Annotated in this window: 21 protein-coding genes; 5 read left to right on the forward strand and 16 right to left on the reverse strand. The window is 63.3% G+C overall.

From position 1 onward, the window contains the following. Positions 1-171: 171 nt before the first annotated feature. From FJ930_RS02675 to FJ930_RS02690, 4 genes are all read left to right on the forward strand, one after another. Positions 172-1,812: an acyl-CoA synthetase gene (locus FJ930_RS02675; RefSeq protein ID WP_141834505.1), complete on the forward strand. Its 1,641-nt coding sequence runs from the start codon at positions 172-174 to the stop codon at positions 1,810-1,812. Between the two features lie 444 nt (positions 1,813-2,256). Further along, positions 2,257-2,865 carry a TetR family transcriptional regulator gene (locus tag FJ930_RS02680; RefSeq protein WP_141834509.1) on the forward strand — a complete coding sequence of 203 codons (609 nt, stop codon included), beginning with the start codon at positions 2,257-2,259 and terminating at the stop codon, positions 2,863-2,865. 54 nt (positions 2,866-2,919) lie between these two features. After that, on the forward strand, positions 2,920-4,062 hold the full coding sequence (locus FJ930_RS02685; RefSeq protein ID WP_141834512.1) for an efflux RND transporter periplasmic adaptor subunit: 1,143 nt from the start codon (positions 2,920-2,922) through the stop codon (positions 4,060-4,062). Between the two features lie 244 nt (positions 4,063-4,306). Further along, entirely contained in the window at positions 4,307-7,447 is a 3,141-nt protein-coding gene (locus FJ930_RS02690; RefSeq protein ID WP_141834515.1) for an efflux RND transporter permease subunit, read from the forward strand. 211 nt (positions 7,448-7,658) lie between these two features. On the opposite strand, the gene FJ930_RS02695 is transcribed toward FJ930_RS02690, so the two are convergent. From FJ930_RS02695 to FJ930_RS02775, 16 genes are all read right to left on the reverse strand, one after another. Next, positions 7,659-9,368: an APC family permease gene (locus tag FJ930_RS02695; RefSeq protein WP_140743461.1), complete on the reverse strand. Its 1,710-nt coding sequence runs from the start codon at positions 9,366-9,368 to the stop codon at positions 7,659-7,661. Positions 9,369-9,622: 254 nt separating this feature from the next. Beyond that, positions 9,623-11,992 (reverse strand): aminomethyltransferase family protein, encoded by a 2,370-nt coding sequence (locus tag FJ930_RS02700; protein ID WP_141834518.1) that lies wholly within the window; start codon positions 11,990-11,992, stop codon positions 9,623-9,625. A 261-nt stretch (positions 11,993-12,253) separates the two neighbouring features. After that, a complete protein-coding gene (locus tag FJ930_RS02705; protein ID WP_141834521.1) occupies positions 12,254-12,880 on the reverse strand; it encodes a sarcosine oxidase subunit gamma in 627 nt (208 codons plus the stop codon). Next, entirely contained in the window at positions 12,873-15,854 is a 2,982-nt protein-coding gene (locus FJ930_RS02710) for a sarcosine oxidase subunit alpha (protein ID WP_141834524.1), read from the reverse strand. The genes FJ930_RS02705 and FJ930_RS02710 overlap by 8 nt, the downstream gene beginning before the upstream one ends. A gap of 241 nt (positions 15,855-16,095) precedes the next feature. Next, positions 16,096-16,371, reverse strand: coding sequence for a sarcosine oxidase subunit delta (locus FJ930_RS02720; protein ID WP_141834529.1), 276 nt, complete (start codon positions 16,369-16,371; stop codon positions 16,096-16,098). A gap of 16 nt (positions 16,372-16,387) precedes the next feature. Next, entirely contained in the window at positions 16,388-17,641 is a 1,254-nt protein-coding gene (locus FJ930_RS02725) for a sarcosine oxidase subunit beta family protein (protein ID WP_141834532.1), read from the reverse strand. Between the two features lie 35 nt (positions 17,642-17,676). Continuing rightward, positions 17,677-18,984 (reverse strand): type III glutamate--ammonia ligase, encoded by a 1,308-nt coding sequence (gene glnT / locus FJ930_RS02730; protein WP_140747608.1) that lies wholly within the window; start codon positions 18,982-18,984, stop codon positions 17,677-17,679. Positions 18,985-19,022: 38 nt separating this feature from the next. Then, complete coding sequence (locus FJ930_RS02735; RefSeq protein ID WP_141834535.1) at positions 19,023-20,351, reverse strand: FMN-binding glutamate synthase family protein; 1,329 nt, start codon at positions 20,349-20,351, stop codon at positions 19,023-19,025. Positions 20,352-20,357: 6 nt separating this feature from the next. Further along, entirely contained in the window at positions 20,358-21,020 is a 663-nt protein-coding gene (locus FJ930_RS02740) for a GXGXG domain-containing protein (RefSeq protein WP_246676797.1), read from the reverse strand. Positions 21,021-21,087: 67 nt separating this feature from the next. Next, positions 21,088-21,984 (reverse strand): glutamine amidotransferase family protein, encoded by an 897-nt coding sequence (locus FJ930_RS02745; protein WP_140747602.1) that lies wholly within the window; start codon positions 21,982-21,984, stop codon positions 21,088-21,090. A gap of 81 nt (positions 21,985-22,065) precedes the next feature. Then, positions 22,066-22,395 (reverse strand): hypothetical protein, encoded by a 330-nt coding sequence (locus FJ930_RS02750; protein ID WP_141834540.1) that lies wholly within the window; start codon positions 22,393-22,395, stop codon positions 22,066-22,068. Continuing rightward, positions 22,392-23,081 (reverse strand): hypothetical protein, encoded by a 690-nt coding sequence (locus FJ930_RS02755; protein ID WP_181763258.1) that lies wholly within the window; start codon positions 23,079-23,081, stop codon positions 22,392-22,394. Before FJ930_RS02755 ends, FJ930_RS02750 begins: the two co-directional genes overlap by 4 nt. A 45-nt stretch (positions 23,082-23,126) precedes the next feature. Continuing rightward, complete coding sequence (locus FJ930_RS02760; protein ID WP_141834544.1) at positions 23,127-24,533, reverse strand: amino acid permease; 1,407 nt, start codon at positions 24,531-24,533, stop codon at positions 23,127-23,129. Positions 24,534-24,548: 15 nt separating this feature from the next. Continuing rightward, the gene (locus FJ930_RS02765) at positions 24,549-24,710 is read right to left on the reverse strand and encodes a hypothetical protein (protein ID WP_140747593.1); all 162 of its coding nucleotides are present in this window, start codon (positions 24,708-24,710) and stop codon (positions 24,549-24,551) included. 14 nt (positions 24,711-24,724) lie between these two features. Next, complete coding sequence (locus tag FJ930_RS02770) at positions 24,725-25,102, reverse strand: hypothetical protein (RefSeq protein ID WP_141834552.1); 378 nt, start codon at positions 25,100-25,102, stop codon at positions 24,725-24,727. Positions 25,103-25,114: 12 nt separating this feature from the next. Then, positions 25,115-25,402 (reverse strand): hypothetical protein, encoded by a 288-nt coding sequence (locus FJ930_RS02775; protein ID WP_140747587.1) that lies wholly within the window; start codon positions 25,400-25,402, stop codon positions 25,115-25,117. A gap of 288 nt (positions 25,403-25,690) precedes the next feature. Between FJ930_RS02775 and FJ930_RS02780 the strand changes: the two genes are divergently transcribed. Next, a complete protein-coding gene (locus tag FJ930_RS02780) occupies positions 25,691-26,824 on the forward strand; it encodes an aminomethyltransferase family protein (protein ID WP_141834555.1) in 1,134 nt (377 codons plus the stop codon). Positions 26,825-26,847 lie beyond the last annotated feature (23 nt).

Here is a 26,847-nt window from a genome sequence, read left to right on the forward strand (position 1 = left end):
TCTCGACAAAAGTCAAATTGGGATGTGCGGGCGCGATCGCCTCTCTGCAGACGCTTATCCGGATCGCCGTTCTACAAAGCCGCTATACCTTAGCATTTTCGGTCATTCGAGGGGATAGCCTGAGGAGAGGCCTAAGGTTAGAAAGCTTGAAAGGACTTTGGGGAGGACGGGATGGGAAATCCCTACGAGCAGGATCTCGACCGGAATGCGGCCAACCATCAGCCGCTGACGCCGCTCACCTATCTGGAGCGGGCGGCAAAGACCTATCCTGATCACATCGCCATCATCCATGGCCACCAGCGCGTCACTTATCGCGATTTCTGGCGCCGCTCGCTGAAACTTGCCTCGGCGCTGCAAAAGCGTGGCATCGGCAAGGGCGACACGGTCAGCGTCATGCTGTCCAATACGCCACCCATGCTGGAGGCGCATTTCGGCGTGCCGATGACAAAGGCGGTGCTGCATTCGCTCAACACCCGCCTCGATGCCGCCGTCATCGCCTTCCAACTCGACCACGCCGAGACCAGGCTGCTCATCGTCGATCGCGAATTCTCCGGCGTCGTCCGGCAAGCGCTCGATCTGGCCAGGGTCAGGCCGCTGGTCATCGACTACGACGATCCCGAATACGCCACCGACGCGCCCTATCCCAAGGGCGAGCGGATCGGCAGCATGGATTATGAGGCGTTTGTCGCCGGCGGCGACGAGGATTTCGACTGGTCGATGCCCGACGACGAATGGGACGCCATCTCGCTCAACTACACCTCGGGCACCACAGGCAATCCCAAGGGCGTCGTCTACCACCATCGCGGCGCGGCGCTGATGGCCTACACCAACACCATCCATGCCGGCATGGCCAAGCACGCCGTCTATCTCTGGACGCTGCCGATGTTCCATTGCAACGGCTGGTGCTTCCCCTGGACGCTCGCGGTCCAGGCCGGCACGCATGTCTGCCTGCGCTGGGTGCGGCCGAAGCCGATCTACGACGCCATTGCCGACCATGGCGTCACCCATCTGTGCGGCGCGCCGATCGTGATGTCGGTGCTGATCAACGCAAGCGAGGAGGACAAGCGCCAGTTCCCGCAGACGGTGACCTTCAACACCGCGGCCGCACCACCGCCGGAAGCCGTGTTGTCCGGCATGGCCGACGCCGGCTTTGCCGTCACCCATCTCTACGGCCTGACCGAGACCTATGGCCCCGCCGTGGTCAACGAGTGGCACAGTGACTGGGACGCGCTCGACAAGGGGGCGAGGGCGGGCAAGAAGGCGAGACAGGGCGTGCGCTATGCAGCGCTCGAAGGCCTGAGCGTCATGGATCCCGAGACGATGAAAACGACGCCGGCCGACGGCGAAACCATCGGCGAGGTCATGTTCCGAGGCAATATCGTCATGAAGGGCTATCTGAAAAACCGCAAGGCGAGCGACGAAGCCTTCGCCGGTGGCTGGTTCCACTCCGGCGATCTCGGCGTCATGCATCCCGACGGCTACATACAGCTCAAGGACCGCTCCAAGGACATCATCATCTCTGGCGGCGAGAACATTTCCTCGATCGAGGTCGAGGACGCGCTCTACAAGCACCCGTCCGTTGCCTCCTGCGGCGTGGTGGCGCGCCCTGACGACAAATGGGGCGAGGTGCCCGTTGCCTATGTCGAACTGAAGACCGGCAAGACCGCGACCGAGGCCGAGATCATCGAGCATTGCCGGACGCTGCTCGCCCGCTTCAAAGTGCCGAAAGCGGTTATTTTCGCCGAAATTCCCAAGACCTCGACCGGCAAGATCCAGAAGTTCCGGCTGCGGGAAATGGCCAAGGTGGCGTGAGCGCACCGTCATTTTTGCTAGGTCTCGACAATTTGCCGCGGACCTAGGCGGCTTCGTCATCCTAGGGCGGAGCAGTCGCGAAGCGACGTCGCGGAAACCCTAGGATCCATGCCGCGACCTGGCGGCCGTGCTCCAACGGTCGTGAATGACTGCTGCGGGCAACAGTTCGCCTTTTGATGTAACATATTGATCCGCCTCATTCTTTGACTGACGTCACGGAATGGATCCTAGGGTCCTGCGTTGCGTCGCTACGCTCCTTACTTCGCCCTAGGATGACGAATTCATGGGGGCTGATCGCCAATCGCGAGCGCCGGTTGTCGCACCCGCCTCTGTCACCATCTGTCACCAATCGTACGCGTACGTCGATTTCGCGTTGACATCGCCCTCTCTTCAATTTACGACTGACGAAAATTGAAATTCGTCACTAATAAATCGAAAGCGAAGATGTCCGAAGCTGCCAACATCGTGGCCGATGCCGCCAGACAGGAGAATGTCACCCGTATTCTCGATTGCGCCGAGCGCCTGTTCCGCCATTACGGCTATGGCAAGACCAACGTTGCCGACATCGCCCGCGAACTCGGCATGTCGCCCGCCAACATCTATCGTTTCTTTGCCTCCAAGGTTGAAATCCACCAGGCTGTCTGCGGCCGCATGCTCGGTGCCAGCTATAAGATGGCCTACGAGATCTCCCGTCTGCCGATCAGCGCCGAGGAGCGGCTGCGGCGCTACGTCCACGCGCAGTACAAGATGACGATGGAGGTGTTGCTCGACGACCAGAAGGTCCACGAGATGGTCATCGTCGCGCTCGAACGGGACTGGGGCGTCATCGACAGGCATGTCGACAGCATCCACGACCTTTTAGCGGAAGTGATCCGCGAGGGCATCGAGGCCGGCGAGTTCGCCGAGCAGGATCCGGTGATCGCGTCACGCTGCTTCGGCGCCGCCACCGTGATCCTGTGCCATCCGCAGATGGTGGCGCAGTGCCTCGCCAAGACAAACCGGGCGATGCCCGACGACCTTATCGATTACGCGATCAAGGCCCTGAAGAAATAGCCGCCGCCCGCCGGGCGCCGGTCGACAGTTCATCTCCAGTTCGGGAGTGCCAAGGTGTCTTTGTCCAATTCCATCCTCCGCAGATTGCCGGTCGCCGGCTTGATCGTCGCCGCACTCGGGCTTGCCGGCTGCAGCCAGGAGAAAGCCGAAGTCAAGGATATCATCCGCCCGGTCAAGGTCGTCGAGATCGCCCAGGCGCATGATACCCGCACATTGTCCTATTCGGGTTCGGTAAGAGCCCGCACCGAAAGCGCCCTGGCTTTCCGCGTCAACGGCAAGATCACGGAGCGTCTTGTCGACATTGGACAGCGTGTGGCGCCCGGCGACGTGCTCGCCCGCATCGATCCCTCCGATTACGACCTTTCGGTCAAGAGTGCGCAAGCCGCCCTTGACGCCGCCGAGCGGCAGGTCGAGACCGTCGAGCTCGCCCGCAAGCGGGCCGAACAGCTCTTTGCCAAGAACTTCGCGCCGAAATCGCAGCTCGAACAGGCGACGCTGACCTATGACCAGGCCGTCGCCACGCGCGATTCCGCCCGCTCGTCGCTTGACCAGGCCAAGAACCAGGTCGGCTATACCGATCTCAGGGCCGACAGGGACGGCATCGTCACCGCGGTCAACGCGGATGTCGGCCAGGTGGTCGGCTCCGGCACGCCGGTGGTCACGGTCGCGGTCGACGGCGAAAAGGAAGTGCTGATCGCGGTGCCGGAAATGGAAATCGCCGAGTTCAAGCCGGGCAAGATCGTCAGGGCCGGCTTCTGGTCCGATAGTGCACTGGCGCTCGACGGCAAGGTCCGCGAGGTTGCCGGCAGCGCCGATCCGCAATCGCGCACCTTTGCCGTCCGCGTCAGCCTGCCCAACGACCCGCGCGTGCTGCTCGGCATGACCGCCAATATCGAGGCATCGGCGGCCAACGAAAAGCAACTCGTGTCGATCCCGCTGAGCGCGCTGGCGCAGAAGGACAGCCAGTCGATCGTCTGGACCGTCGACCGTGGCGCCGACACCGTCCATGCCCGTCCGGTCAAGGTCGCCGAGTTCGCCGCAGGTGGCGTGCGTGTCGCCGAGGGGTTGAAGCCCGGCGATATAGTGGTCGCCGCCGGCACGCAGTTCATGACCGAGGATCTGAAGGTGAAGCTCGCCGGCGGCATGACGCAGCAATCCGCCTCCGCCGAGAGCGATGACGCCAGCCGGCTGCGCTGACGGCAGACAGATCGGCCGCGCGTTCCCGCGGCCGCAGGTTTCCGGGCGGCGCACGCCCGAAGGTCGAGACGTCAAGGCCGATGTACCCCCGCATCGATCCTCGCGTCCCACCGCGATGAGTGTCTCTCCGCTCGAAGAGTCGCGCCGCCCGGAAGCCGGTATCGAACGCAGATGATTTCGTTTCGCGCGTCGCGCTTCGTCGAGGCATCAGGCGCCGGCAAACAAGCAAAGTGGATCAGCACCGATGACGACCTCCACTGAAGAAAAGCGGCCCTTCAACCTTTCGCGCTGGGCCATCGGCCATCCCTCCATCGCGCGGTTCCTGTTCGGCCTCATCATCATCGCCGGCGCGCTCGGCCTGATGCACATGGGCCAGAAGGAGGACCCCGACTTCACCTTCCGGGTGATGGTCGTGCAGGCGATCTGGCCAGGCTCCTCGATCCACGAGATGGAGGACCAGGTCGTCAACAAGATCGAGCGCAAGCTACAGGAGACGCCGCATCTCGACTTCGTGCGCTCCTTCACCCGCGCCGGCAGCGCCATCATCACGGTGCAGATCAAGGGCGATACCAATGCCGCCGAGGTGACGGACGCTTTCTATCAGGTGCGCAAGAAGGTCGGCGACATATCAGGCGACCTGCCGCAGGGCCTGCTCGGCCCCTACTTCAACGACGAGTTCGGCGACACTTTCATCACGCTGCATTCGATCAGCGGCGAAGGCTTCTCCTATCCCGAGCTGAAGAAATTCGCGATCCAGGCGCGCGACATGCTTCTGACGACGCCCGGCGTCGAGAAGGCGGTGATCATCGGCGATCAGCCGGAAAAACTTTATATCGACGTCTCGTCGAAGGCGCTGGCCGAACGCGGCCTGACGCTGACCGACCTGCAGAACGCGATCAAGGGCCAGAACAATGTCGATCCGGCCGGCGCCGTCGACACCGGCGTCAATTCGGTCCGCATTTCGGTCGAAGGCGACGTGAGCAAGGCCGCCGACATCAGGGAACTGCGCCTGCGCGCCGGTGGTCAGGTCACCCGGCTCGGCGATATCGCCACCGTGACCTCGGGTCTCGAAGATCCCTTCCAGCGCAAATACCGCTTCAATGGCCACGACAGCGTGCAGCTTGGCGTCGTCATGGCCAAGGGCTTCAAGGTCACCGATGTCGGCAAGGATGTCGAGGCGACCTACAAGCGCTTCGAGGCGGCGCTGCCCTATGGCGTTTCCGTCGACCAGATTTCCGACCAGCCCGAGGTTGTCAGGGATGCCGTCAGCGAGTTCATGCATGCGCTCGGCGAAGCGCTGCTGATCGTGCTTGTCGTCTCGTTCCTCTCGATCGGCTGGCGCTCCGGTCTGGTTATCGCCATTGCCATTCCGCTGGTTCTGGCCGCCACCTTCGCCATCATGTACGAGCTTGGCATCGACCTGCAGCGCATTTCGCTGGGCGCTCTGATCATCGCGCTCGGCCTGCTCGTCGACGACGCCATGATCGTCGTCGAGATGATGGAACGCAAGCTGGAGGAGGGGTTGGTCAAGATCGAGGCGGCGAGCTTCGCCTATACCTCGACCGCCTTCCCGATGCTGACCGGCACGCTCATCACCACCGCCGGCTTCATCCCCGTCGGTTTCGCCGCCTCGACCGCAGGTGAGTATGTGCGCACCCTGTTCTATGTCGTCGGCATCGCGCTGATTGTGTCATGGTTCGTCGCGGTCTATTTCACGCCATGGCTCGGCAACATGATCCTCAAGCAGCGCAAGCATGCCGGCAGCCATCATGATGTCTTCGACACGCGCTTCTACCGGCGGCTGCGTGCCACCGTCGGCTGGGCCGTGCGCCATCGCATCATCGTGTTGGCGATGACGCTGGCGACTTTCGGCACCAGCCTGTGGGCGTTCCAGTTCATCCCGCAGAATTTCTTCCCGCAGTCGTCGCGGCCGGAGATTCTCGTCGACCTCTGGCTGCCGGAAGGCACCAGCATCAAGGAGGTCGAGGCGCAGGCGAAGGCGCTTGAAGCCAGGATGATGGACGACAAGGACAAGCGTTTCATCGCCACCTATATCGGCGAGGGCGCACCGCGCTTCTTCCTGCCGCTCGACCAGCAGCTGCGCAATCCCAACTTTGCCCAGATGCTGGTCATGGCCAATGACGAGCCGGCGCGCGAGCGGCTGATCGTCAAGCTGCGCACCGTTCTGGCCGAGGATTTCCCCTCGATCCGCGCCAAGGTCGACCGGCTGTTCCTCGGACCGCCGACCGGCTGGCCGGTGCAGATGCGCGTCATGGGTCCGGATCGGCAGGAGGTGCGCCGCATCGCCGATCAGGTGAAGGCGAAGTTCCATGAGAATCCGCTGCTCGGCGCCATTCATGACGATTGGCTCGAACCGGTGCCGGCGATGAAGCTGGTCATCGACCAGGATCGTGCCCGTGCGCTCGGCGTCACCTCGCAGCGCATCCGCCAGATGCTGCAGGCAACGATGTCCGGCGCGCCGCTCGACAATTTCCGCGACGGCGAGGAGACGGTCTCGATTGTGGCCCGCGAGCCGGATGCCAGCCGCAGCCTGCTGTCCTCGGTCGATTCCGTCTATATCCCGACGGACTTCGGTGGCTTCGTGCCGCTGTCTCAGGTGGCCAAGGTGGTGCCGGTGCTGGAGCAAGGCATAGAATGGCGCCGCGACCGTCTGCCGACCATCAGCGTGCGCGCCACGCTGCCCGATGGCATACAGTCCAACGATGTCGTGGCCAAGATGTACAAGGACATGCAGGGCCTGCGCGACGGCCTGGCGCCCGGCTACAAGATCGAGATCCAGGGCGGCGCCGAGGATTCGGCCGAAAGCCAGGCGTCCATCGCCGCCAAGGCGCCGGTCATGCTGGCCATCATCGTCGTGCTTTTGATGATTCAGCTGCAGAATTTCGGCAAGGCGATGCTGGTGCTGGCGACCGGTCCGCTCGGCATCATCGGTGCGGCCGCCGCCCTCCTGATCAGCGGCGCGCCGTTCGGCTTCGTCGCCATCCTCGGCGTCATCGCGCTGCTCGGCATCATCATGCGCAACTCGATCATTCTGGTCGATCAGATCGACCAGGACATCGCCACCGGCATGGCCCGTTCCGAGGCCATCATCGGCTCGGCTGTTCGCCGTTTCCGGCCGATCGTGCTGACGGCGATGACGGCGGTGCTGGCGCTGATCCCGATCTCGCGCGCCGTGTTCTGGGGGCCGCTGGCCTACGCCATGATGGGCGGCATTCTCGTCGCCACCGTGCTCACCATCCTGGTGCTGCCAGCCGGCTACGCCCTGTTCTTCGGTCGCGAGCCGAAGAAGGCCAAGATCGACGAACAGACGTCCGAATCCAAGCTGCCTGCCGAGAGGCCGCAACTGGCACTGGCCGCCGAATAAAATTGCTGGCTGGGCGATGCCGCCCGGCCGGCAAGCTCACGTCCATCGCCAATTCGCCCGCTCTCTCCGCCGGTCCGCGTGACCGGCGCGGTCGCCGCGCAATGGCCAGGAGAGCAAACAACAAAAAATCCATCCCGGCTTTCGCAGGGATGGATTGGATCGATGGAAGATGCGGACCGGGCCCCGACAGGCGCCCGGCCTATTGCGTTGGTCAGATGACGAACACCCAATTGGCGATGAGCATCACCGCCACGCCGGCGACCAGCGTCAGATAGGGCAGCATGCCCGCCTTTTTGACCGAGAGGTCGGCTCCCGCCATGCCGAGGTCCGCCAGCATGTGCTCCGGGAATTTGCCCTTGTCCTGGATGTAGTGGCGGAAGCAGAACACCGGGATGATCAGCGCAGCGGTGATCAGCCCGGCCCATAGCGCCAGGGGATTCCAGACCTTGGCACCCGCGCCCATGAAGATCGCGTTGACGTAGGCGAAGATCGCCCCGATCCCCAGAAGCCAGGTCGGCGCCTTCCAGGGGCGCGCGATATGGCCGTTGTCGATGCGATGGATCCAGCCGGCGTTGAGGTTGAGGAAGTTGAAGATGATGTAGCCGCAATTCGACACGGCGAGGATGAAGAAGAAGCTCGTCGCGTCGGCCGAGGCGATGGCCAGCACGATCAGGTTGAAGCAAAGGTCGGTCCACATGGCGCGGGTCGGCGCGCCGTGCTCGTTGACATGGCTGAGGTAGCGCGGCAGCCAACCGTCGACCGAGCCCTGGTAGAGGGTGCGCGACGAGCCGGCCATCGCCGTCATGATGCACAGCACCAGCGCCAGGATCATCAGCATCACCAGCAGGCTATGGATAAGCTGGCCGCCGCCGACCATACCGGCCAGCGCATCCGCCACGCCGGAGCCATCGACGATCGGCGTCGCCAGCATGCCGTTCAGGCCGAGCACGCCCTGGAAGGTGAAGGGCACCAGGATGAACAGAAGCATGCAGAGCAGGCCGGAATAGAAGATGGCCTTGAAGGTGTCGGTGCCGGGGTTCTTGAACTCCGAAGTATAGCAGACGGCGGTCTCGAAACCGTAAGTCGACCATGCGGCGATGAACATGCCGCCAAGTGCCAGCGTCCAGCCGGCGATGTTCCAGGAGCCGGGTTCGGGCGCGTAGGCGGCCGCGAGCGGCACCAGCGGCGAGAAATTCGCCCAGTCGATCTGTCCCGTGAAGATCGGCACCACGCCGACGATCAGCATCGGGATGATGACGAGCAGCCCGATATACTTTTGCACGCTGGCCGTGCCGAGGATACCGCGATGCTGGATCGAGAAGATGATCAGCATCAGCACGGCGCCGATGAAGAAGGTGGCATTGAAGGTGAAGGAAACCGGACCCAGCGTGTGGCTGAAAAGCGTCCAGTTGCGGATCGCCGGCGTTGCGGCTGCGGTGACCGCCGCGATGGCGTCGGCCGGAGCGGTTCCGGCGTGCGCGGCGATGTAGGCTACGACTTCCGCCGATGTCTCGGTGAAGATCGGCACCGGCGCCAGCGCGTTGAGGATATAGGCGGCGGCGATCGAGCAGCCGAGTGACAGCACCGGCGACCAGGCGAACCAGTTGCACCACACCGAGAGCGGCGCGATGAACTTGGAGTAGCGCAGCCAGGCCGTGGCGCCGTAGATCGAGGCGCCGCCCGACTTGTTGGGGAACAGGCCGGCGATCTCGGCGTAGGTGAAGGACTGGAGGAAACCCATGATCATGGACACCGTCCAGATCAGGAAGGCAAGCTTTCCCGTCGTGCCGGCAATGCCGCCGATCGAGAATAGGACCAGCGCCGGAACGCCGCTCGCCACCCAGAAGGCGCCGCGCCAGTCGATGTGCCTGAGCAGCTTGCTTTCGGCAGGCTGCTCGAGGGCAGTGCTTATCGTGCTCATGTCGGTTAATTCCCCTTTTTGATGTTCCCCGCCGGCGATGCTTCGGCTTTGCGAAGCTTGCTCCCCGGCCAATGATCGGTACGATTCCGGTGTTTCCACTCAGTCGTATTTTTTTCTTAAGAGTGAAGATTGATCCGGCGCGCTTTCACGTCAAGCGATTTGTGGCGCCGTGCACATCACGCTTGCGAGCGCAGCCCGCAATGCGGCTTGTAGGCATCACCGGCAAGCCAAATCCATGTGCCGGAGTGCAGCGCTCAGGAGCGTGGTTTGGTCTTCTGCGGATCATAATGGGCGAAGGCGACGACCCGCGCAGGCAACCGCTTGGCGTGGCCGTCGAGCTTGCCGATCTCGACCTCCGTGCCGACGGCCGAGTATGTGACGTCGAGCCTCGCCAACGCGATGTTCTTGTTCAGCACCGGCGAGCGCATGCCCGAGGTTACGACGCCGATCTGGGCACGGCCGACATGGACGCAATCGCCGTGGCCGACAGCGACATTGCTGTCAATGTCGAGCCCCACCAGTTTGTTTTGTGGGTTCTCCTTGCGGCGGATCAGCGCCTCGCGGCCGATGAAGTCGTCGGTCTTGGTCTTCAACGGCACGGTAAAGCCGATGCCGGCCTCGAATGGATCGGTCTGGTCGGAGAATTCGTAACCGGCAAAGATGAGCCCGGCCTCGATACGCACCATGTCCAGCGCCTGCAACCCCATCGGCTTCAGCCCGTGCGGCTGGCCGGCTTCCCAGATCGCATCGAACACTTTTTCGGCGTCGCGCGGATGGCACCAGATCTCGTAACCGAGTTCGCCAGTATAGCCGGTGCGCGATACGACGACCGGAATGCCATTGCCGCCGCCGATACGTGCCACCGCGAAGCGGAACCACTCCAACTCCTCGATCGACGGTTGAAGCGGCGAGGTCCAGATGACTTCCCTCAAAATATCGCGACTCTTCGGGCCCTGTACGGCGACATTGTGCATCTGGTCGGTAGAGGAGCGCACCAGCACGTTGAGCCCGAGTTTTTTCGCCGTGTCGCGCAGCCATTCGCCGGATAGATCGTCGCCGCCGACCCAGCGGAAATTGTCCTTGCCGAGCCGCAGCAGCGTGCCGTCGTCGATCATGCCGCCGTGCTCGTAGCACATGGCGGAGTAGACGACCTGGCCGACGCCGAGTTTCTTGACGTCTCGGGTCAGTGTGTATTGCAGCAGCGCTTCGGAATCCGGACCAGTCACCTCGAACTTGCGCAGCGGCGACAGGTCCATGATCACGGCATCCTGCCGGCAGGCCCAGTATTCGGCGATCGGTCCCTCCTTGGCGAAGGAATTGGCCAGCCAATAGCCCCGGTACTCGACGAAGTCGCGGGTGTGTTTGGCAAAGCTCGAATGAAAGGCTGTCTCGCGGGTCATTTTCGGTTCCGAATCGGGCGTCATGCGTCTGGCGATCGCTCGCGAGAATTTGTGCTGGCCGGAATAGGTCCGCACATGGATGTCGGTGAGATTCCAGCCATTGGCCGGCGTCGTGTCGTCTGGGCAGGCGGAGGACACGCAAACGATGTCGGTCAGCGCGCGCAGCAGCACGTAGTCGCCGGCGCGCGACCACGGCTCGTCGGAGACCATGACGCCATGCGCGTCGATGGCCGTGTTGAAGAAGAAGTTGATCGCCATCCAGCCGGCGCGGGAATCGACGCCCTTGCCAGCCAGTGCGCGGTTGAAATTCTCGGAGCAGTTGGTGTGGCCGGGATAGCCGATGTCATCGTAGTATTTGGCAGCACAAGCGAGTGCGAACGCATCGTGCCGGCCGCACGTGTCCTGCACCACTTCGACCAGCGGCTCCATGTCCTGGTCATAGTATTTCGAATGCAGGCCCGGCATCGGATAGCTCGACCCCATCAGCGTGCGCGTCGTCGTCACATCGAGCGGATGATCGAGACCCTTGTCGAGCTTGCGCGCCGAGAAGCATTGGAAGTCGGTGCATTGGCGCCCGTCGACATCGATGATCTGCAGATAATCGCCGGCCTTCACGAAATAGGATTCGGCTGTTGCCGAGTGGACGCGCAGGTCGAGCACCGGATCGGCGAGCGGATCGGCAAGCTGGGATTTTGTTTTCGGGCGGACCGTGGCGCGGCGCACCATGACGGTAAGCGGCGTCGCGGTGTCATGGCCATCGACCAGCATCGGCCCGCCGGGCGCGGCGATCAGCAAAGCGCCGTCGCGGGCGATGGCAAACGCCTGCTCCGTGCCGGCAGGCGTCGAGCCGCCGAAGATGCGCACCGCCTTGGGTTGGTCGAGTTGCACCTGCCGGCGCTCGAGCCCGCGGCGCACGGAAGCGAGACTGTCGTCGCCTTCCGCCAGCAGCGCCTTGATGCCGGCAGCGTTGCTGTTCGACTTCTCGCCGAGAATTCCGGGATCGGTGACGCCGCTATGGTCCCACGCCAGCAATTCGCAAGCCTGGCCGCCTTCGACATTGCGCACCGTGATCGTGTCGCCGGCCTCGACCTCGAGCAGCACCGCGCCATTGCCCTGGATCGTATAGCGCTCCATGCCTGGCGGCAGCGCGATTTGGCCGGGCCGCAGGATGAGGCTCGGCCTGGGCGGTCCGGCCGTGACGGCGGGGTAAGGCGATTGGCTCATTTCAGCCTTGCGGTTCGAGAAACAAGTTTGCCTGTGCGTGAAATTATTTTAGCAGGGAGAATAGCAGGGCGGTTGGGTTTGGCAAGGTGAAGCGCGCTTCTTCCTTCTCCCCCTTGTGGGAGAAGGTGGATCGGCGCGGTAGCGCCGAGACGGATGAGGGGTGTTCCAGCGGAGTGAGACGTTGGTGTTCCCTGGAACACCCCTCATCCGTCGCCTTCGGCGACACCTTCTCCCACAAGGGGGAGAAGGAAGAGCGCAGCGTTACGCCAAATCCTCGGAATACGCGATCTCGATTCCATACTCGGCACCCGAGTCCAGCATCATCTGCCACAGGCTCTCGGCAAATGTCGCGAACACCAGAACGTTGAACACCGCCTGGCCATCAGTCCGATCATTACCGCGCCACAGCGTGACGCTGGTGTGATCCATCGAGGTCGCGGCGGCCGCACCGACCGGGAACGCCTCGGCGTGCAGATCGATCGACGACAGCTTGGCGAGCATCATGCGCGCCTTGGTACCGGAAATGCTGATCAGCACCCGCGCATGCGATTGATCCGACAGCGAGGCAGAGCCGGAGAACCCCGGCGCCAGCGCGCCCATCCCATGCCTGCCGCCCTTCGACAGGACGAAGAACTGGTCCGGTCCCGACCAGATCAACGTGGCATCCGCCGTCCGCACCGCCTTGGGCGTTTCTGGAGCGGCGACACCGAAATGGCCGTTGGCGGCTGTCGCCGTTTCGGCCGCCTTGCCGCGCCGCGCCATCACCTGGACGAGGTCGAAATTACGGATCTCGGTCAGCGACACACCGGCATCGCCGTGTGCGCCGTACGGTCCAGCAACGAGCGCGCGTTCGAGCGGGCTGCGGACGTCCCAGGAAAACTCAACCACGCTGGCGCCCTCCATCCGGGTCGTAGAAGACGGGGTTGCAGAGTTCGACATCATAGTCCTCACCGCGCAATGGATCATGCGCGTGCACGATCTCGCCGATGCGCTCACGGCCACGCTCGACGAGTGCGAGCCCGATCCACTGGTCTGATGTCGGCGAGAAGCAGACCGAGGTGACATAGCCCTGGTCGTTGCTCGGGCCGGGTGTCTGGCCCTTCGGGATGATGTGTGCGCCGGAGCGCAGCCGGCTCGCCTTGTCGGTCGGCTTGACGCCGACCACGACCTGTCGGTCCGGGGCGACCAGCGCCTCGCGGCCGGCCATGACGCGGCCGATGAAGTCCTTCTTGGTCGACATCATCTTACCCAGGCCAAGGTCGGCGGCCGTCGTCGTGCCGCTAAGCTCGGGGCCGGCGACATGGCCCTTCTCGATCCGCATCACGCCGAGCGCCTCGGTGCCGTAAGGCGTGACGCCGAAAGGCTTGCCGGCCAGCATCAGATTGCGCGCCATGGCTTCGCCGTAGCGAGCCGGCACGGAAATCTCGAACGCCATCTCGCCGGAGAAGGAGATGCGGAACAGCCGCGCCTTGATGCCGCCGCGCAACGCCACTTCGCGCGCGCCCATGAACGGGAAACCTTCGTTGGAGAGATCCTCGGCCGGATCGACGATCTCCTTCAGCAGATCGCGGGTCTTGGGTCCGGCAATGGAAAATTGCGCCCACTGGTCGGATATCGAAGTCAGTTGCACGTCGAGTTCCGGAAACAGCACCTGCCGGCAGAATTCGAGATGCTGCATCACCAGCCCGGCCTTGGCGGTCGTAGTGGTCAGGAAATAGTGATCCTCGGCCAGCCGCGACGTCGTGCCGTCGTCGTAGACCAGACCATCCTCGCGCAGCATCAGTCCGTAGCGCGCCTTGCCGACGGCAAGGTTGGAGAAGGTGTTGATGTAGACGCGGTCGAGGAAGGCGCCGGCATCCGGGCCATGCACGTCGATCTTGCCGAGCGTCGAGACATCGCAGAAGCCGACGCCCGAGCGCACCGCCTTGACTTCTCGGGTTACCGATTCCAGCCAGTCCTTCTCGCCGGCACGCGGATACCATTGCGCGCGCTTCCACAGGCCGGTGTCGACGAAGACCGCGCCCTGTTCGGCCGCCCAGTGATGCGACGGCGTCAGCCGCGTCGCATGGAAGGTCTCGTCGCGGTGATGGCCGGCAAAGGCGCCTATGGCGACGGGCACGTAAGGCGGCCGGTAGATCGTCGTGCCTGTCTCGGGAATGGAGCGGCCGCTTACCGCTGCCATGATGGCGAGGCCGGCGACGTTGGAGGTCTTGCCTTGGTCGGTCGCCATGCCGAGTGTGGTGTAGCGCTTCAGATGCTCGACCGATTCAAAGCCCTCGCGCTGAGCAAGCTCGACATCGGAGGCGGTGACGTCATGCTGCTGGTCGACGAAGGCCTTGCCCTTGCCGGCAACATGCCAAAGCGGCGTCAGCGAAAAGGCTTCGTCGTCGGAGACCGGCATCGAGCCGGAACTGCCGCTACGCCCCGCATCGTGCGCCGCGGCAGTGCCTGCCGCAAACCCTTCGCGCAGGCAGGCGCCAAGGCCGAAGGAACCGGTGGCGGCGCCAGCGGCCACCATGCCGGGCGGCGCGCCGTCGGGCACGAAGGCGGCGATATCTTCACGCCATTTCGGCCGGCCTCGATGATAGGAGGTCAACCCGACAGCGGGGTTCCAGCCACCGGAAACGGCCAAGCCGTCGGCCTCGACCTCGGCGCGCGCACCGCCGGTGAGTGAGACAGCGATTTTGCGGACGCCGTCCTTGCCGCTGTCGACACCGCTGACGGAGCCGTGCAGCACCGGGAATCCGCCCTTGGATGCCAGCGAACGATGGGCCGGCGATATGTCGTGCCGTGCGTCGATCACCGCCGCGATTTGCAATCCCGCGCCGAGGGCGGTCTCGACCGTGCGCCAGCCGTCCTCATTGTTGGTGAACAGCGCGACGCGCCTTGCAGGCGCCGCGGCATAACGTATGACATAGCTGCGCATCGCCGAGGCCATCATCACGCCGGGCGTGTCGTTGCCGGCAAAGACGATCGGCCGTTCGATGGCGCCAGCCGCGACCACACAGCGTTTGGCCACGATCCGCCACAGCCGCTGGCGCACCTGATGCTCGGGCGGCGAGGGGAGATGGTCGTTCACACGCTCGATCGCGCCATAGGTGCCGCCGTCATAGGCGCCGAACAGCGTGGTGCGGGTCATGATGCGGACATCGGGCATCGTTGCGAGTTCAGCCAGCGTTCGCGACAGCCACTCCGCCGCCGGCAGTCCGTCGATCGTGCCGCCATCCGAGAGCAGGCGTCCGCCGAGCGCGAAATCCTCTTCGCACAGGATGACGCGGGCACCCGTGCGGCCGGCAGCCAGCGCCGCCGCGAGGCCCGTTGGACCGGAGCCGGCGATCACCACGTCGCAATGCGCCCAGGCTTTGTCGTAGTGGTCGGGATCGGCGATGCCCGCGGCGCGGCCGAGGCCTGCGGCGCGGCGGATCGCCGGCTCGTAGACCGCTTCCCAGAACTTCGCCGGCCACATGAAGGTCTTGTAGTAGAAGCCGGCGACGAAGATCGGCGCGAACAGCTGGTTGATCGACATCACGTCGAAGCGCAGCGACGGCCAGCGGTTCTGGCTGGCGGCCTCGAGGCCTTCATAGAGCTCGGCGGTCGTGGCCTTGGTGTTCGGCTCGCGCCTCGCGCCCGTACGCAATTCGACCAGCGCGTTGGGCTCTTCGGAACCCGCGGTCAGGATGCCACGCGGACGGTGGTACTTGAACGAGCGGCCGACGAGTTTGACGCCATTGGCGACCAAAGCGGAGGCGAGCGTGTCGCCCTGGAAGCCGGCGAAGCTCTTGCCGTCGAAGCGGAAATTCAGCGCCGCCGAGCGGTCGATGAGGCCGCCGGATGTGAGGCGATGGGATTGGCTGGAATTCACGATGCCCGGCCCTCACTCAATTCGGCTTCATAGGAGAGGGTAGCACTGCCCCTCATCGCCCTGCCGGGCACTTCTCCCCGTATAGAAACGGGGAGAAGGGGGCTGGCTGCAACGCCGGCTTCCTTCCTAGAATGCCGACGATTGGCGAAACCGTTGGCGAGAGCGCCCCTCTCCCCGTCCCTATACGGGGAGAGGATGCCGGCAGGCAGGTGAGGGGCAGCGCCGAGATTGACGGGAAATCTCATTTCACAACATGCCTCGCACCGGCACCAGCCGCCGGCTCAACCAAAGAAATCTCATGGGTCAGCGTGTTGCGGGTGACCTTCAGCCACGCCCGGCAGCCGCCGCCGTGGTACCAGTTCTCCTCCATCACGCCGGCGATGTTGTCGCGCAGATAGACGTAGTCGAAAACCTCGTCTTCCGGGGCGCCGGCCACAGGCCGCACCGGCTTGGCATCACCCAGATAAGTGAACTCGCCGAGTTCGCGTTCGCCGCAGAAGGGACAGACAATGCGCATGGTTTCCTGACCGTCCTCAGTGAAGGTTCGGTTGGGCGCCCTGGCCCTTTTCGTCGATCATGGCGCCGGTGCGGAACCGGTCGAGGCGGAAGCGCGCCGCTTCCTTGTGCGACTCGTCGCGAGCCAGAAGATGAGCGAAGACGAAGCCCGATCCCGGCGTCGCCTTGAAGCCGCCATAGCACCAGCCGGCGTTGAGATAGAGGCCATCCACCGGTGCCTTGTCGATGATCGGCGAGCCGTCCATCGACATGTCCATGATGCCGCCCCACTGGCGCAGCAGCCGTACGCGCCCGATCATCGGGATCAGCGCCATGCCGCCCTCGCAGACATCCTCCATCACCGGCATGTTGCCGCGCTGGGCGTAGGAATTGTAGCCGTCGATATCGCCGCCGAAGACGAGGCCGCCCTTGTCCGACTGGCTGACATAGAAATGGCCGGCGCCGAAGGTCATGACATTGGGGATCAGCGGCTTGATCGCTTCGGAGACGAAGGCCTGCAGCACATGGCTTTCGATCGGCAGCCGCAGGCCAGCCATCGCCGCGACGCGCGACGAAGAACCGGCCACCGCCATGCCGACCTTGCCGGCGCCTATCCTGCCGCGCGAGGTCTCGACGCCGGTGACTTTGCCGTTGGCATCCCTGACGAAACCAGTGACCTCGCAATTCTGGATGATGTCGACGCCAAGTTCGCTCGCGGCGTGGGCATAGCCCCAGACCACGGCGTCATGCCGGGCCGTGCCGCCGCGCCGCTGCAGCAGCCCGCCCTGCACGGGAAAGCGCGCATTGTCGAAGTTCAGGAACGGCATCATCTTCTTGACCGCGGCGAGGTCGAGCAGTTCAGCGTCGATGCCGTTGATGCGCATCGTGTTGCCGCGCCGCGCATAGGCGTCGCGCTGTGCGTCCGAATGGTAGAGGTTGATGACGCCGCGCTGGCTGACCATGGCGTTGTAGTTGAGGTCCTGCTCCATCCGCTCCCACAGCTTCATCGACAATTCGTAGAAGCCGGTATTGCCGGGCAGGCCGTAGTTGGAGCGGATGATGGTGGTGTTGCGGCCGGCATTGCCGGAACCGATCCAGCCTTTTTCGAGCACGGCGACATTCTTGATGCCGAACTCGCTGGCGAGGAACCAGGCGGTGGCCAGGCCATGGCCGCCACCGCCGATGATCACCACGTCGTAGCGATCCTTCGGGGTGGCGTCGCGCCAGGTGCGCTGCCAGTTCTTGTGGCCGGAAAGGGCGGCACGTGCGAGCGAGAAGATCGAGTATTTCATCAGGTCATTCCGAGGCCGCTCGCACCGCTGGACGGTTATATGTCCAGCGTGTGGTCGCGCTCCCATTGCGTGAAGTGCGAAGCATAGGAATTCCATTCCTGGTGCTTCAGCTTTAGATAAGCCGACGAGAATTCCTCACCCAGCGCCGCCTTTAGCGATTTGTCCTTGTCGAACTCGCGCAAGGCGTCAAGCAGGTTGAGCGGCAGTTTCGGCGCGCCCTTCACCGTATGGCCGTTCTGGTACATGTCGATGTCGTAACGCCTGCCCGGATCGGCCTTGGAGCGGATGCCGTCGAGGCCGGCGGCAATGATGACGGCCTGCAACAGATAGGGGTTGGCGGCGCCATCCGGCAGGCGCAGTTCGAAGCGGCCGGGGCCGGGCACACGCACCATGTGGGTGCGGTTGTTGCCGGTCCAGGTCACCGTGTTCGGTGCCCAGGTCGCGCCCGAAATCGTGCGCGGCGCGTTGATGCGCTTGTAGGAGTTGACCGTCGGGTTGGTGATCGCCGCGAGCGCCGAGGCATGCTTCATGATGCCGCCGAGGAAGTTCCTGCCCTTGGCCGACAGGCCGAGTTCCATCGAATTGTCGGCAAAGACGTTGGTCTTGCCGGATTTGTCCCACACCGAGATGTGAGCATGGCAGCCATTGCCGGTCAGGCCCTGGAAGGGCTTGGGCATGAAAGTGGCGCGAAGGCCATGCTTCTCGGCGATCGACTTGACCATGAACTTGAAGAAGGAGTGCTTGTCGGCAGTGGCCAGCACATCGTCGAAGGCCCAGTTCATCTCGAACTGACCGTTGGCGTCCTCATGGTCGTTTTGGTAGGCGCCCCAGCCGAGCGCCAGCATGTGGTCGCAAATCTCGGCGATGACATCGTAGCGGCGCATCACCGCTTGCTGGTCGTAGCAGGGCTTCGAGGCGGTATCGTATTCGTCGGAGATGGTTTTGCCATCGGGCGAAATCAGGAAGAACTCGGCTTCCACGCCGGTCTTCACATGCATGCCGTCGCTGGCGGCTTCCGCGATCAGCCGCTTCAGCGTGTTGCGCGGCGCCTGGTCGACATCCTTGTCGTCCATGATGCAGTTGGCGGCGACCCAGGCGACTTCAGGTTTCCACGGCAACTGGATGACAGAATCCGGATCCGGAACCGCCAGCATGTCGGGATGCGCTGGGGTCAGGTCGAGCCAGGTGGCGAACCCCGCGAAGCCGGCGCCGTCTTTCTGCATATCGGCGATCGCCTGTGCCGGCACCAGCTTGGCGCGCTGCCCGCTGAACAGGTCGGTGTAGGAAATCATGAAGTATTTGACGCCGTTCTCCTTGGCGAATGCGGCGAGATCGTTCCCCATTATGTAGTTTCCTCGCTATGTGATCTGGGTAGTCTTTGTCAGAAACCGTTCTTCCCCGGTATCCAATTGGTGCCGGCCAGCGGGACGCCGGCCATCGCGGCTGCCTCGATCGTCAGTGCGACGAGGTCCTCGGGTTCGAGATTGTGCAGGCTGTTCTTGCCGCACGCACGGGCAATGGTCTGAGCCTCCAGTGTCATCACTTTCAGGTAATTGGCCAACCGCCGTCCCGCCGCGACCGGGTCGACCCGCTTCATCAGATCGGGATCCTGCGTGGTGATGCCGGCGGGGTCGCGGCCCTCGTGCCAGTCGTCATAGGCGCCGGCCGTGGTGCCCAGTTCGTTGTACTCCGCCTCCCAGCGCGGATCGTTGTCGCCAAGCGCGACCAGGGCTGCCGTGCCGATCGAGACGGCATCGACGCCAAGTGCGAGCGCCTTGGCGACATCGGCGCCGTTGCGAATGCCGCCGGAGATGATCAGCTGCACCTTGCGGTGCATGCCAAGGTCCTGCAACGCTTGCACCGCCGGCCGGATGCAGGCGAGCGTCGGCTGGCCGACATTCTCGATGAACACTTCCTGCGTCGCCGCCGTGCCGCCCTGCATGCCGTCGACGACGACGACATCGGCGCCGGCCTTCACCGCGAGCGCGGTGTCGTAATAGGGGCGGGCGCCGCCGACCTTGACGTAGATCGGCTTTTCCCAATCGGTGATCTCGCGCAGTTCGAGGATCTTGATCTCGAGATCGTCCGGTCCGGTCCAGTCGGGGTGGCGCGAGGCCGAGCGCTGGTCGATGCCCTTCGGCAGCGTGCGCATCTCGGCGACACGGTCGGAGATCTTCTGGCCAAGCAGCATGCCGCCGCCACCGGGCTTGGCGCCCTGGCCGACGACGACTTCGATGGCGTCGGCGCGGCGCAGGTCGCGCAGGTTCATACCGTAGCGCGACGGCAAATACTGATAGACCAACTGCTTGGAATGGCCGCGCTCTTCCTCGGTCATGCCGCCATCGCCGGTCGTGGTCGAAGTGCCCGACAGCGTCGCGCCGCGACCGAGCGCTTCCTTGGCGGGGCCCGAGAGCGAGCCAAAGCTCATGCCGGCGATGGTGATCGGGATCTTCAATTCGATCGGCTTTTTGGCGTGGCGCGAGCCGAGCACGACTGATGTGTCGCAGCGCTCGCGATAGCCTTCCAGCGGATAGCGCGAGATCGAGGCGCCGAGGAACAACAGGTCATCGAAATGCGGCAGCTTGCGTTTGGCGCCGGCACCACGGATGTCGTAGATGCCTGTCGCTGCGGCGCGGCGGATTTCGGAAAGTGTGTAGTCGTCGAAAGTCGCGGATTTGCGGGGCGTTGTGGGCGGGTTGCGATAGGTCATGCTGCCTCAATACGCGTCGGCGTTGTCGATATTGAAATTGTAGAGGGTGCGCGCCGAGCCGTAGCGCTTGAACTCCGACGGCTTGACCCCGGTGACGCCGGCACGGTCGAGCAGGCCTTGAAGCAACTCCAGATGCTCGGGCCGCATCTCCTTGGCGATGCAGTCGGCGCCGAGGCTGTCGACCTTGCCGCGCACGAAGAGCCTGGCCTCATAGATGGAATCGCCCAGTGCATCGCCGGCATCGCCCAGCACCACGAGGTTGCCTGATTGCGCCATGAAAGCCGACATGTGGCCGATATTTCCATGCACGACGATGTCGATGCCTTTCATCGAGATGCCGCAGCGCGACGAGGCATTGCCCTCGATGATCAAAAGGCCGCCCTTGCCGGTGGCGCCGGCATACTGGCTGGCGTCACCTTTCACCGTTATCGAGCCCGACATCATGTTCTCGCCGACGCCCGGGCCGGCGGAGCCATGGACGGTGATGGCGCCGCCTGAATTCATCCCGCCGCAATAGTAGCCGACACTGCCGCGCACATCGATGCTGACGGGCTGGTCGACGCCGACGGCGACCGAATGATTGCCCTTCGGGTTGAGCACTTCCCATGCCGTTTCGTTCGAGCCGGGGGCCAGACTGTGCAGCGCCTGGTTCAGCTCGCGCAGCGACATGACGTCGAGGTCGAAGACGCGCGCATGGGCTTGGTCGAGCGTTGCCTTGGAGGTTGCCGTCATGAACTCAATGCTCCCAGAAATAGACGGTTGCGGGCTCGGGCTCCCAGACCCTTGCATTGTCTATGCCGGGCAGTTTGGTCAGCGCGCGATATTCCGAGCCGAAGGCGACGTACTGGTCGGTTTCGGCCATGACGGCGGGCTTGCAGGCGATCGGGTCGCGCACGACGCCAAAACCGTTCTTGGTGCCGACAACGAAGGTGAAGAAGCCGTCGAGGTCGGAGAGGGTGCCTTCCAGCGCCTCGCCGAGATTCTTGCCATGCGCCATCTGCGAGGAAAGGTAGGCGGCCGCGACCTCGGTGTCGTTTTCGGTCTCGAAGGTCATGCCTTCGCGGATCAACTCGCGGCGGACATTGTTGTGGTTGGAGAGCGAGCCATTGTGCACCAGGCACTGGTCGGCACCGGTCGAGAATGGATGCGCGCCCATCGTCGTCACCGCCGATTCGGTCGCCATGCGGGTGTGGCCGATGCCATGCGTGCCGGTCATCTTGCGGACATCGAAGCGATCGACGACCGCTTCGGGCAGGCCGACCTCCTTGTAGATCTCGACCACGTCACCGGCGCCCATGACGCGGACGTCGGGACGCAACGTCTGGATGGCCTCGCGGGCCTCGTCGATCTTGTCGGGGCGGGTTCTGACCACGGCGTGGGTCGACTTCACCGCGATGCTCACTGGCACGCCGAGCGCCTTGGCGAGCTCGGTATCGAGGTCGCGAAAATCGCTGCCTGGTTTCGCCGATTGGATGGTGATCTTGGCTTCGTTGCTGGATGGGGCGCCATAGATGGCGATGCCCGCGCTGTCCGGGCCGCGATCGCTGAGCGATACCAACATCTCCGACAGCATCGCCCCGAGCTTGGGCTCCAACGATTTGTCCTTCAGAAACAGCCCGACGATTCCACACATGTCAGCCTCCGACCTTTGTTCTCTGGAGATGTACCGAATGAGTTCCGGGAATTCAATGGGATGAAAAAAATATTCCTGTAGTTATATATCTGCCTGCGCACCGCCACCGGCGGTATCGTCCTGGTGGCGTTCGCTGTGAACCCGTTTGGCGGTGCGGATGCGGGCGATCTTGTAGGCGTCGAGTATCGACAGCGCATAGATCAGGAGACCACCCGCATGGCGGCCGACGAACCTGGCGTCCGGCGGCGCGATCTTCATCGTTACCCACGCCAGGATCACCATGAAGAAGATGAACTGCAGGCCGCGCACCGGCACACCGAGAATGACGTGTCCGCTTGCCGGCAGGATGATTGCCGCGCCGAGAACCAGATACGGGTTCGGTGGAGCGGGCGCTTTGGTCGTGCTGGTCATGCGGCCTGCCTTTCAGCATGGTTGATGGCGTCGCGAAGCGCCGAAATCGAAGTGAGCAACCTTTCGACCAGCGCCGGATCGAGCATTGCACCGCCGAAATCGGCCTGCCGGAACACGCCGTAACGCGCGCGCTGCGCCTCGGCCAGGAGCCAGACGATACGAACGCCCTTGGGTGTGATGAGCAGCTCCTTGGCGCGTCCGTCGCAAAAGAGGTCGAGATGGCTGGCAATCAGGCCCTGCGGAAAGCGTGCGCCCCTGCCGTCTGTCCGCAGCACTGCTTCCGCCGGAAATCCCGGGGCCTTCGGCAGCGTATGTTCCAGGTGGTCGAAATTGGAGAACGTCGTCGGCGACCCTGGCCGCATCATCATGTCGAAAGTGGCGGCGAACGCGACCTTTTCGAGGATCGAGATCGATAACCAGCGAACCGGCAGCTTTCGCGTCGCCAACGTATCGACGATGGTCCGCACCTGAACGCGCCGGCCCTTCCATGAGCCTTCCCAGGTGACGATGCCAGCGGTGCCGTCCGAGACATTGGCTGCATTCGAAATGACGGAACGAAGGCTGGCTTGTTCGACCGCGAGTGCGGCCGAAGCCCTGTTGCGGCTGGCGCGCACCAGCCACATCAGGTGAAGGACGAGAGCCAGGGCAATCGCCCCGGCGAGCAGTGCTGACGTCACCTCGGACACCTTGTCATGCCATGCCCGCCCGGGATCTGGACGGGCCTTCTTCCATCAATACCCCTGAGGCTTCGGCCACGGCATGGAGAACTGATCGCCGCGACGCACGAACTTGTAGCGGTAGAAATGAAACCATACCGAGATCAGGAAGTAGAACGCGATCATCGCGATCAGTTGCGAACCGAAGCCGAGGAAGATGGCGAAGTAGGTGACCACGCACAGGCAGAACAGCACGATGGCCGGCAGCGGATGGAAAGGATGCGTGTAGCCACGGCGGATCGAACCCAGCGGCCACTTCTTGCGGAACATCATGATGTTGATGCTCATGAACGTGTATTGCAGCACGCCAGACAGGATCGAGAAGGTGATCGCCTGGTTGAGGTCGGCGATGAAGGCGAAGGCGAGCGCGATCGGCAGCAGGAACAAGATCGAGCGGTAGGGTGTGCGATACTTCGGATGCACGGCCGAGAACCAACTCGGCAGGTAGCGGTCGCGGCCAAGCGAGAACCAGGCGCGCGCGGCATCGTTGATGCAGCCATTGGCGGAGGCGATGGCGGCAAGCAGCGTCGCGACGAACAGGAGGTTTTCGAGCAGCGGGCTGCCGGTCAGCTTGCCCGCGTCCCAAAGCGGATAGGGCGTGATGCCGAGATATTCCCATGGCATCAGCGAGGCGCAGACATACCAGGTCATGGCGGCGGCGATGAGCAGGGTGATCATGCCCGCCATGGTGCCGTAGGGGAGCGAGCGTGCCGGCGAGCGCACTTCCTCGGCGGCCTGCGTGGTACCCTCGATGCCGAGATAATACCAGATGCCGAACTGGAAGGCTGCGATGACGCCGATCCAGCCATAGGGGAGCGCATTGCCAGGCGTGACCAGTTCGTTGAGCTTCAGCACCGCGCCTTGCGTCCACGGGCTGACCGAGAAGAACAGGATCACGATCGAGACATAGGCGATCGCGGTGATGACGAAGTTGACGTTGAGCGTCATCAGCACGCCGCGATAGTTGAGCCATGCCAGCACCACGATGGTGGCGGCGATGAAGGAATTGTGGGTGAGCCCATCGATCCCCGCCTTGGCGACGATCGTGTCGCCGAGCAGGATCGCATCGGAGACTTCGAGCATCGTGTAGGCGAAAACCAGGAACAGCGCGACGTTGAAGGCCATCAGCGGCCCGACGATGTGTTTTGCCTGGGCGTATTGGCCGCCCGCGGCGGCAACGGTCGACGTGACCTCGGAATCGATCATGGCGACGGATGTGTAGAGCAGGCCAACGACCCAGCACACGATAAGCGCCGCCAGCGTACCGCCCTTGTCGGCGGAGAAGTTCCAGCCCGTGAATTCGCCGACCAGGACGATGCCGACGCCGAGCGCCCAGACATGGGCCGGGCCGAGCACCCTGAGCAGCGAAACCCTGTCGCCGCCATTTACCGCCGTTCCTGCCGTTTCAACCGCGACCGTCATCGTTCAAATCCCCACTCAGATACGGTGTTTTTCGGAAACGGCCTCAAGCTCGCCTTCGCGCGATGAGGTCAGAACGCCCTCGCTGTAGGTCGTGTCGACCTTGAACCAGTCGAAGAGCATCCACAGGGCGAGCACGATCGAGATGCCCCAGCATGCATAAGAGAGTGCTATCCACATGATGCTTCCCCGGTCTACTTGTCTTCGAATTTCTCGATGATGACGTCGCGATATTCCCGGTCGGATGCGCGGAACAGGAACACGAAATAGGCGATCAGCACGATCGCCATGATGATGAGCGTCGGCCAGTCGATCACATAGTGGAACCGGTTCTGGATGACGTCATGCGCCGTTTCCGGCGTGTAGCCCAGCTTTTCCCAGATCGAGGCCATGGTTGGATTCTGGCCGAGGGCTTCCCAGGTCTTGGCGTCGAGCGCGTCGATGGATTTGGCCGCGCCGGCGAGGCCGAGCTTCAGCGGCAGCCATAGCGCCACGAATATGGCCACCACCACGACGACGATATCGAAGATCTGCCCGGTCTTGCTCTGCTCCGGCGGCGTATAGCGGGACATGGCTCCTACCTCTCAGGACTTGCGGTTGCGGAACGCGTCCGCGTTCTTGATGTCGAGCCCGTAGATGAACTCCTTGTCTTCCTTGTAATGCCTGACCATCGCCAGGATGGCGGCCGTGTTGAAGATCAGCACGGCGGCGGCGGCAACCGCTACGACGGCCTTGATGCCGCCGTGTGGGATGTAGGGCCATGTCATGGAAAGGACGAACAGGATCGTCGCCCACAGGCAGATGATCAGGAGCGCGGAGCCGCGTAAATCGGAACGGTACAGCGCTTCGATGCGCTGCTGCAGGTCTGACATCGGTTTTTTCCCCTTTTTCCGGCGCCCGGTTCCGAAGTTGCCGCTCGCCGCTCTCTTTCAAGAGAGTGAAATTTTTTTCACAAAATCAGCCCGATTTCCGGAATTGTCAAGACGAATTTACGCAGAGTTAACCGCTTGGCCAAGGCAATGAATTTTGCCTGACAATGAAATTATTTGCTTTCAGGGGATTGCGGGTCTCTCTCGTTTGCGGTCAATATTCGCGCAAAGCCCCAGCCGCTGTGCGAAGGGGCAGGGAACATCAACGACTATCGGACGGAGGACGATCGGATGACGGCATCCTGGAGATTTTCGACCCTGGCGGATCGCCATCGCGCTCTGGGTTCGAAGCTCGAAGACTGGAGCGGCATGGGGACCGCCTGGACCTACGACAAGGATGCCGACGAGGAATACATCGCCATCCGCACCAAGGCCGGGCTGATGGATGTTTCCGGCCTGAAGAAAGTCCATATCACCGGGCCGCACGCCTCGCATCTCATCGATCTCGCCACCACGCGCGATGTCGAAAAGATCTATCCCGGCAAATCGGCCTATGCCTGCATGCTGAACGAAGCGGGAAAGTTCACCGACGACTGCATCCTCTACCGCACCGGGCCGAACGCCTGGATGGTCGTGCATGGCTCAGGCACCGGCCATGAGGAGTTGCAGCGGGCGGCGACGGGCCGTGACGTGTCGCTGCGCTTCGACGACAATCTGCACGACCTGTCGCTGCAGGGGCCGACAGCGGTCGACTATCTGGCCAAGCACGTGCCCGGCATTCGCGACCTCAACTATTTCCACCACATGCAGACGCAGTTGTTCGGTTTTCCGGTCATGATTTCGCGCACCGGCTACACCGGCGAGCGCGGCTACGAGATCTTCTGCCGCGGTCAAGACGCAGGCACGATCTGGGACAGGATTCTTGAAGAGGGCAAGAGCGACGGCATCGTCCCGTGCCGCTTCACCACGCTCGACATGCTGCGCGTCGAGAGCTACCTGCTGTTTTACCCCTACGACAATTCGCAGAAATACCCGTTCGAGAATGAAGGCCCCGGCGATACGCTCTGGGAACTCGGCCTCGACTTCACCGTCAGCCCCGGCAAGACGGGCTTTCGCGGTGCCGAGGAACACTATCGCCTGAAAGGCAAGGAGCGCTTCAAGATCTACGGCGTCCTGCTCGACGGCAAGGAGCCGGCCGACGAGGGCGCTCCTGTCTATCGCGACGGCAAAAAGGTCGGCGTGGTGACCTGCGCCATGTATTCGCCGCTGGTCGAGAAATCGATGGGTATCGCCCGGCTCGACGTCGACTGCGCGGTGAAGGACACCAAACTCGAAATCCGCAACAAGAGCGGTTCGATCAAGGCGACCGCGCAGCCCTTGCCGTTCGACGATCCCAAGAAGATCAAGCGTACGGCGAAAGGCTGAGGCATAATCGGCGGCGAGGGTTC

It is taken from the genome of Mesorhizobium sp. B2-4-15, assembly GCF_006658505.1.
Lineage (GTDB): Bacteria > Pseudomonadota > Alphaproteobacteria > Rhizobiales > Rhizobiaceae > Mesorhizobium.

What these genes read in the sequence shown, in the direction of transcription:
- FJ930_RS02675 (WP_141834505.1), top strand. Translation starts at nt 172, where the DNA reads ATGGGAAATCCCTACGAGCAGGATCTCGACCGGAATGCGGCCAACCAT.
- FJ930_RS02680 (WP_141834509.1), top strand. Translation starts at nt 2,257, where the DNA reads ATGTCCGAAGCTGCCAACATCGTGGCCGATGCCGCCAGACAGGAGAAT.
- FJ930_RS02690 (WP_141834515.1), top strand. Translation starts at nt 4,307, where the DNA reads ATGACGACCTCCACTGAAGAAAAGCGGCCCTTCAACCTTTCGCGCTGG.
- FJ930_RS02695 (WP_140743461.1), bottom strand. Translation starts at nt 9,368, where the DNA reads ATGAGCACGATAAGCACTGCCCTCGAGCAGCCTGCCGAAAGCAAGCTG.
- FJ930_RS02700 (WP_141834518.1), bottom strand. Translation starts at nt 11,992, where the DNA reads ATGAGCCAATCGCCTTACCCCGCCGTCACGGCCGGACCGCCCAGGCCG.
- FJ930_RS02720 (WP_141834529.1), bottom strand. Translation starts at nt 16,371, where the DNA reads ATGCGCATTGTCTGTCCCTTCTGCGGCGAACGCGAACTCGGCGAGTTC.
- FJ930_RS02725 (WP_141834532.1), bottom strand. Translation starts at nt 17,641, where the DNA reads ATGAAATACTCGATCTTCTCGCTCGCACGTGCCGCCCTTTCCGGCCAC.
- glnT (WP_140747608.1), bottom strand. Translation starts at nt 18,984, where the DNA reads ATGGGGAACGATCTCGCCGCATTCGCCAAGGAGAACGGCGTCAAATAC.
- FJ930_RS02735 (WP_141834535.1), bottom strand. Translation starts at nt 20,351, where the DNA reads ATGACCTATCGCAACCCGCCCACAACGCCCCGCAAATCCGCGACTTTC.
- FJ930_RS02740 (WP_246676797.1), bottom strand. Translation starts at nt 21,020, where the DNA reads ATGTCGCTGCGCGAGCTGAACCAGGCGCTGCACAGTCTGGCCCCCGGC.
- FJ930_RS02745 (WP_140747602.1), bottom strand. Translation starts at nt 21,984, where the DNA reads ATGTGTGGAATCGTCGGGCTGTTTCTGAAGGACAAATCGTTGGAGCCC.
- FJ930_RS02750 (WP_141834540.1), bottom strand. Translation starts at nt 22,395, where the DNA reads ATGACCAGCACGACCAAAGCGCCCGCTCCACCGAACCCGTATCTGGTT.
- FJ930_RS02760 (WP_141834544.1), bottom strand. Translation starts at nt 24,533, where the DNA reads ATGACGGTCGCGGTTGAAACGGCAGGAACGGCGGTAAATGGCGGCGAC.
- FJ930_RS02765 (WP_140747593.1), bottom strand. Translation starts at nt 24,710, where the DNA reads ATGTGGATAGCACTCTCTTATGCATGCTGGGGCATCTCGATCGTGCTC.
- FJ930_RS02770 (WP_141834552.1), bottom strand. Translation starts at nt 25,102, where the DNA reads ATGTCCCGCTATACGCCGCCGGAGCAGAGCAAGACCGGGCAGATCTTC.
- FJ930_RS02775 (WP_140747587.1), bottom strand. Translation starts at nt 25,402, where the DNA reads ATGTCAGACCTGCAGCAGCGCATCGAAGCGCTGTACCGTTCCGATTTA.
- FJ930_RS02780 (WP_141834555.1), top strand. Translation starts at nt 25,691, where the DNA reads ATGACGGCATCCTGGAGATTTTCGACCCTGGCGGATCGCCATCGCGCT.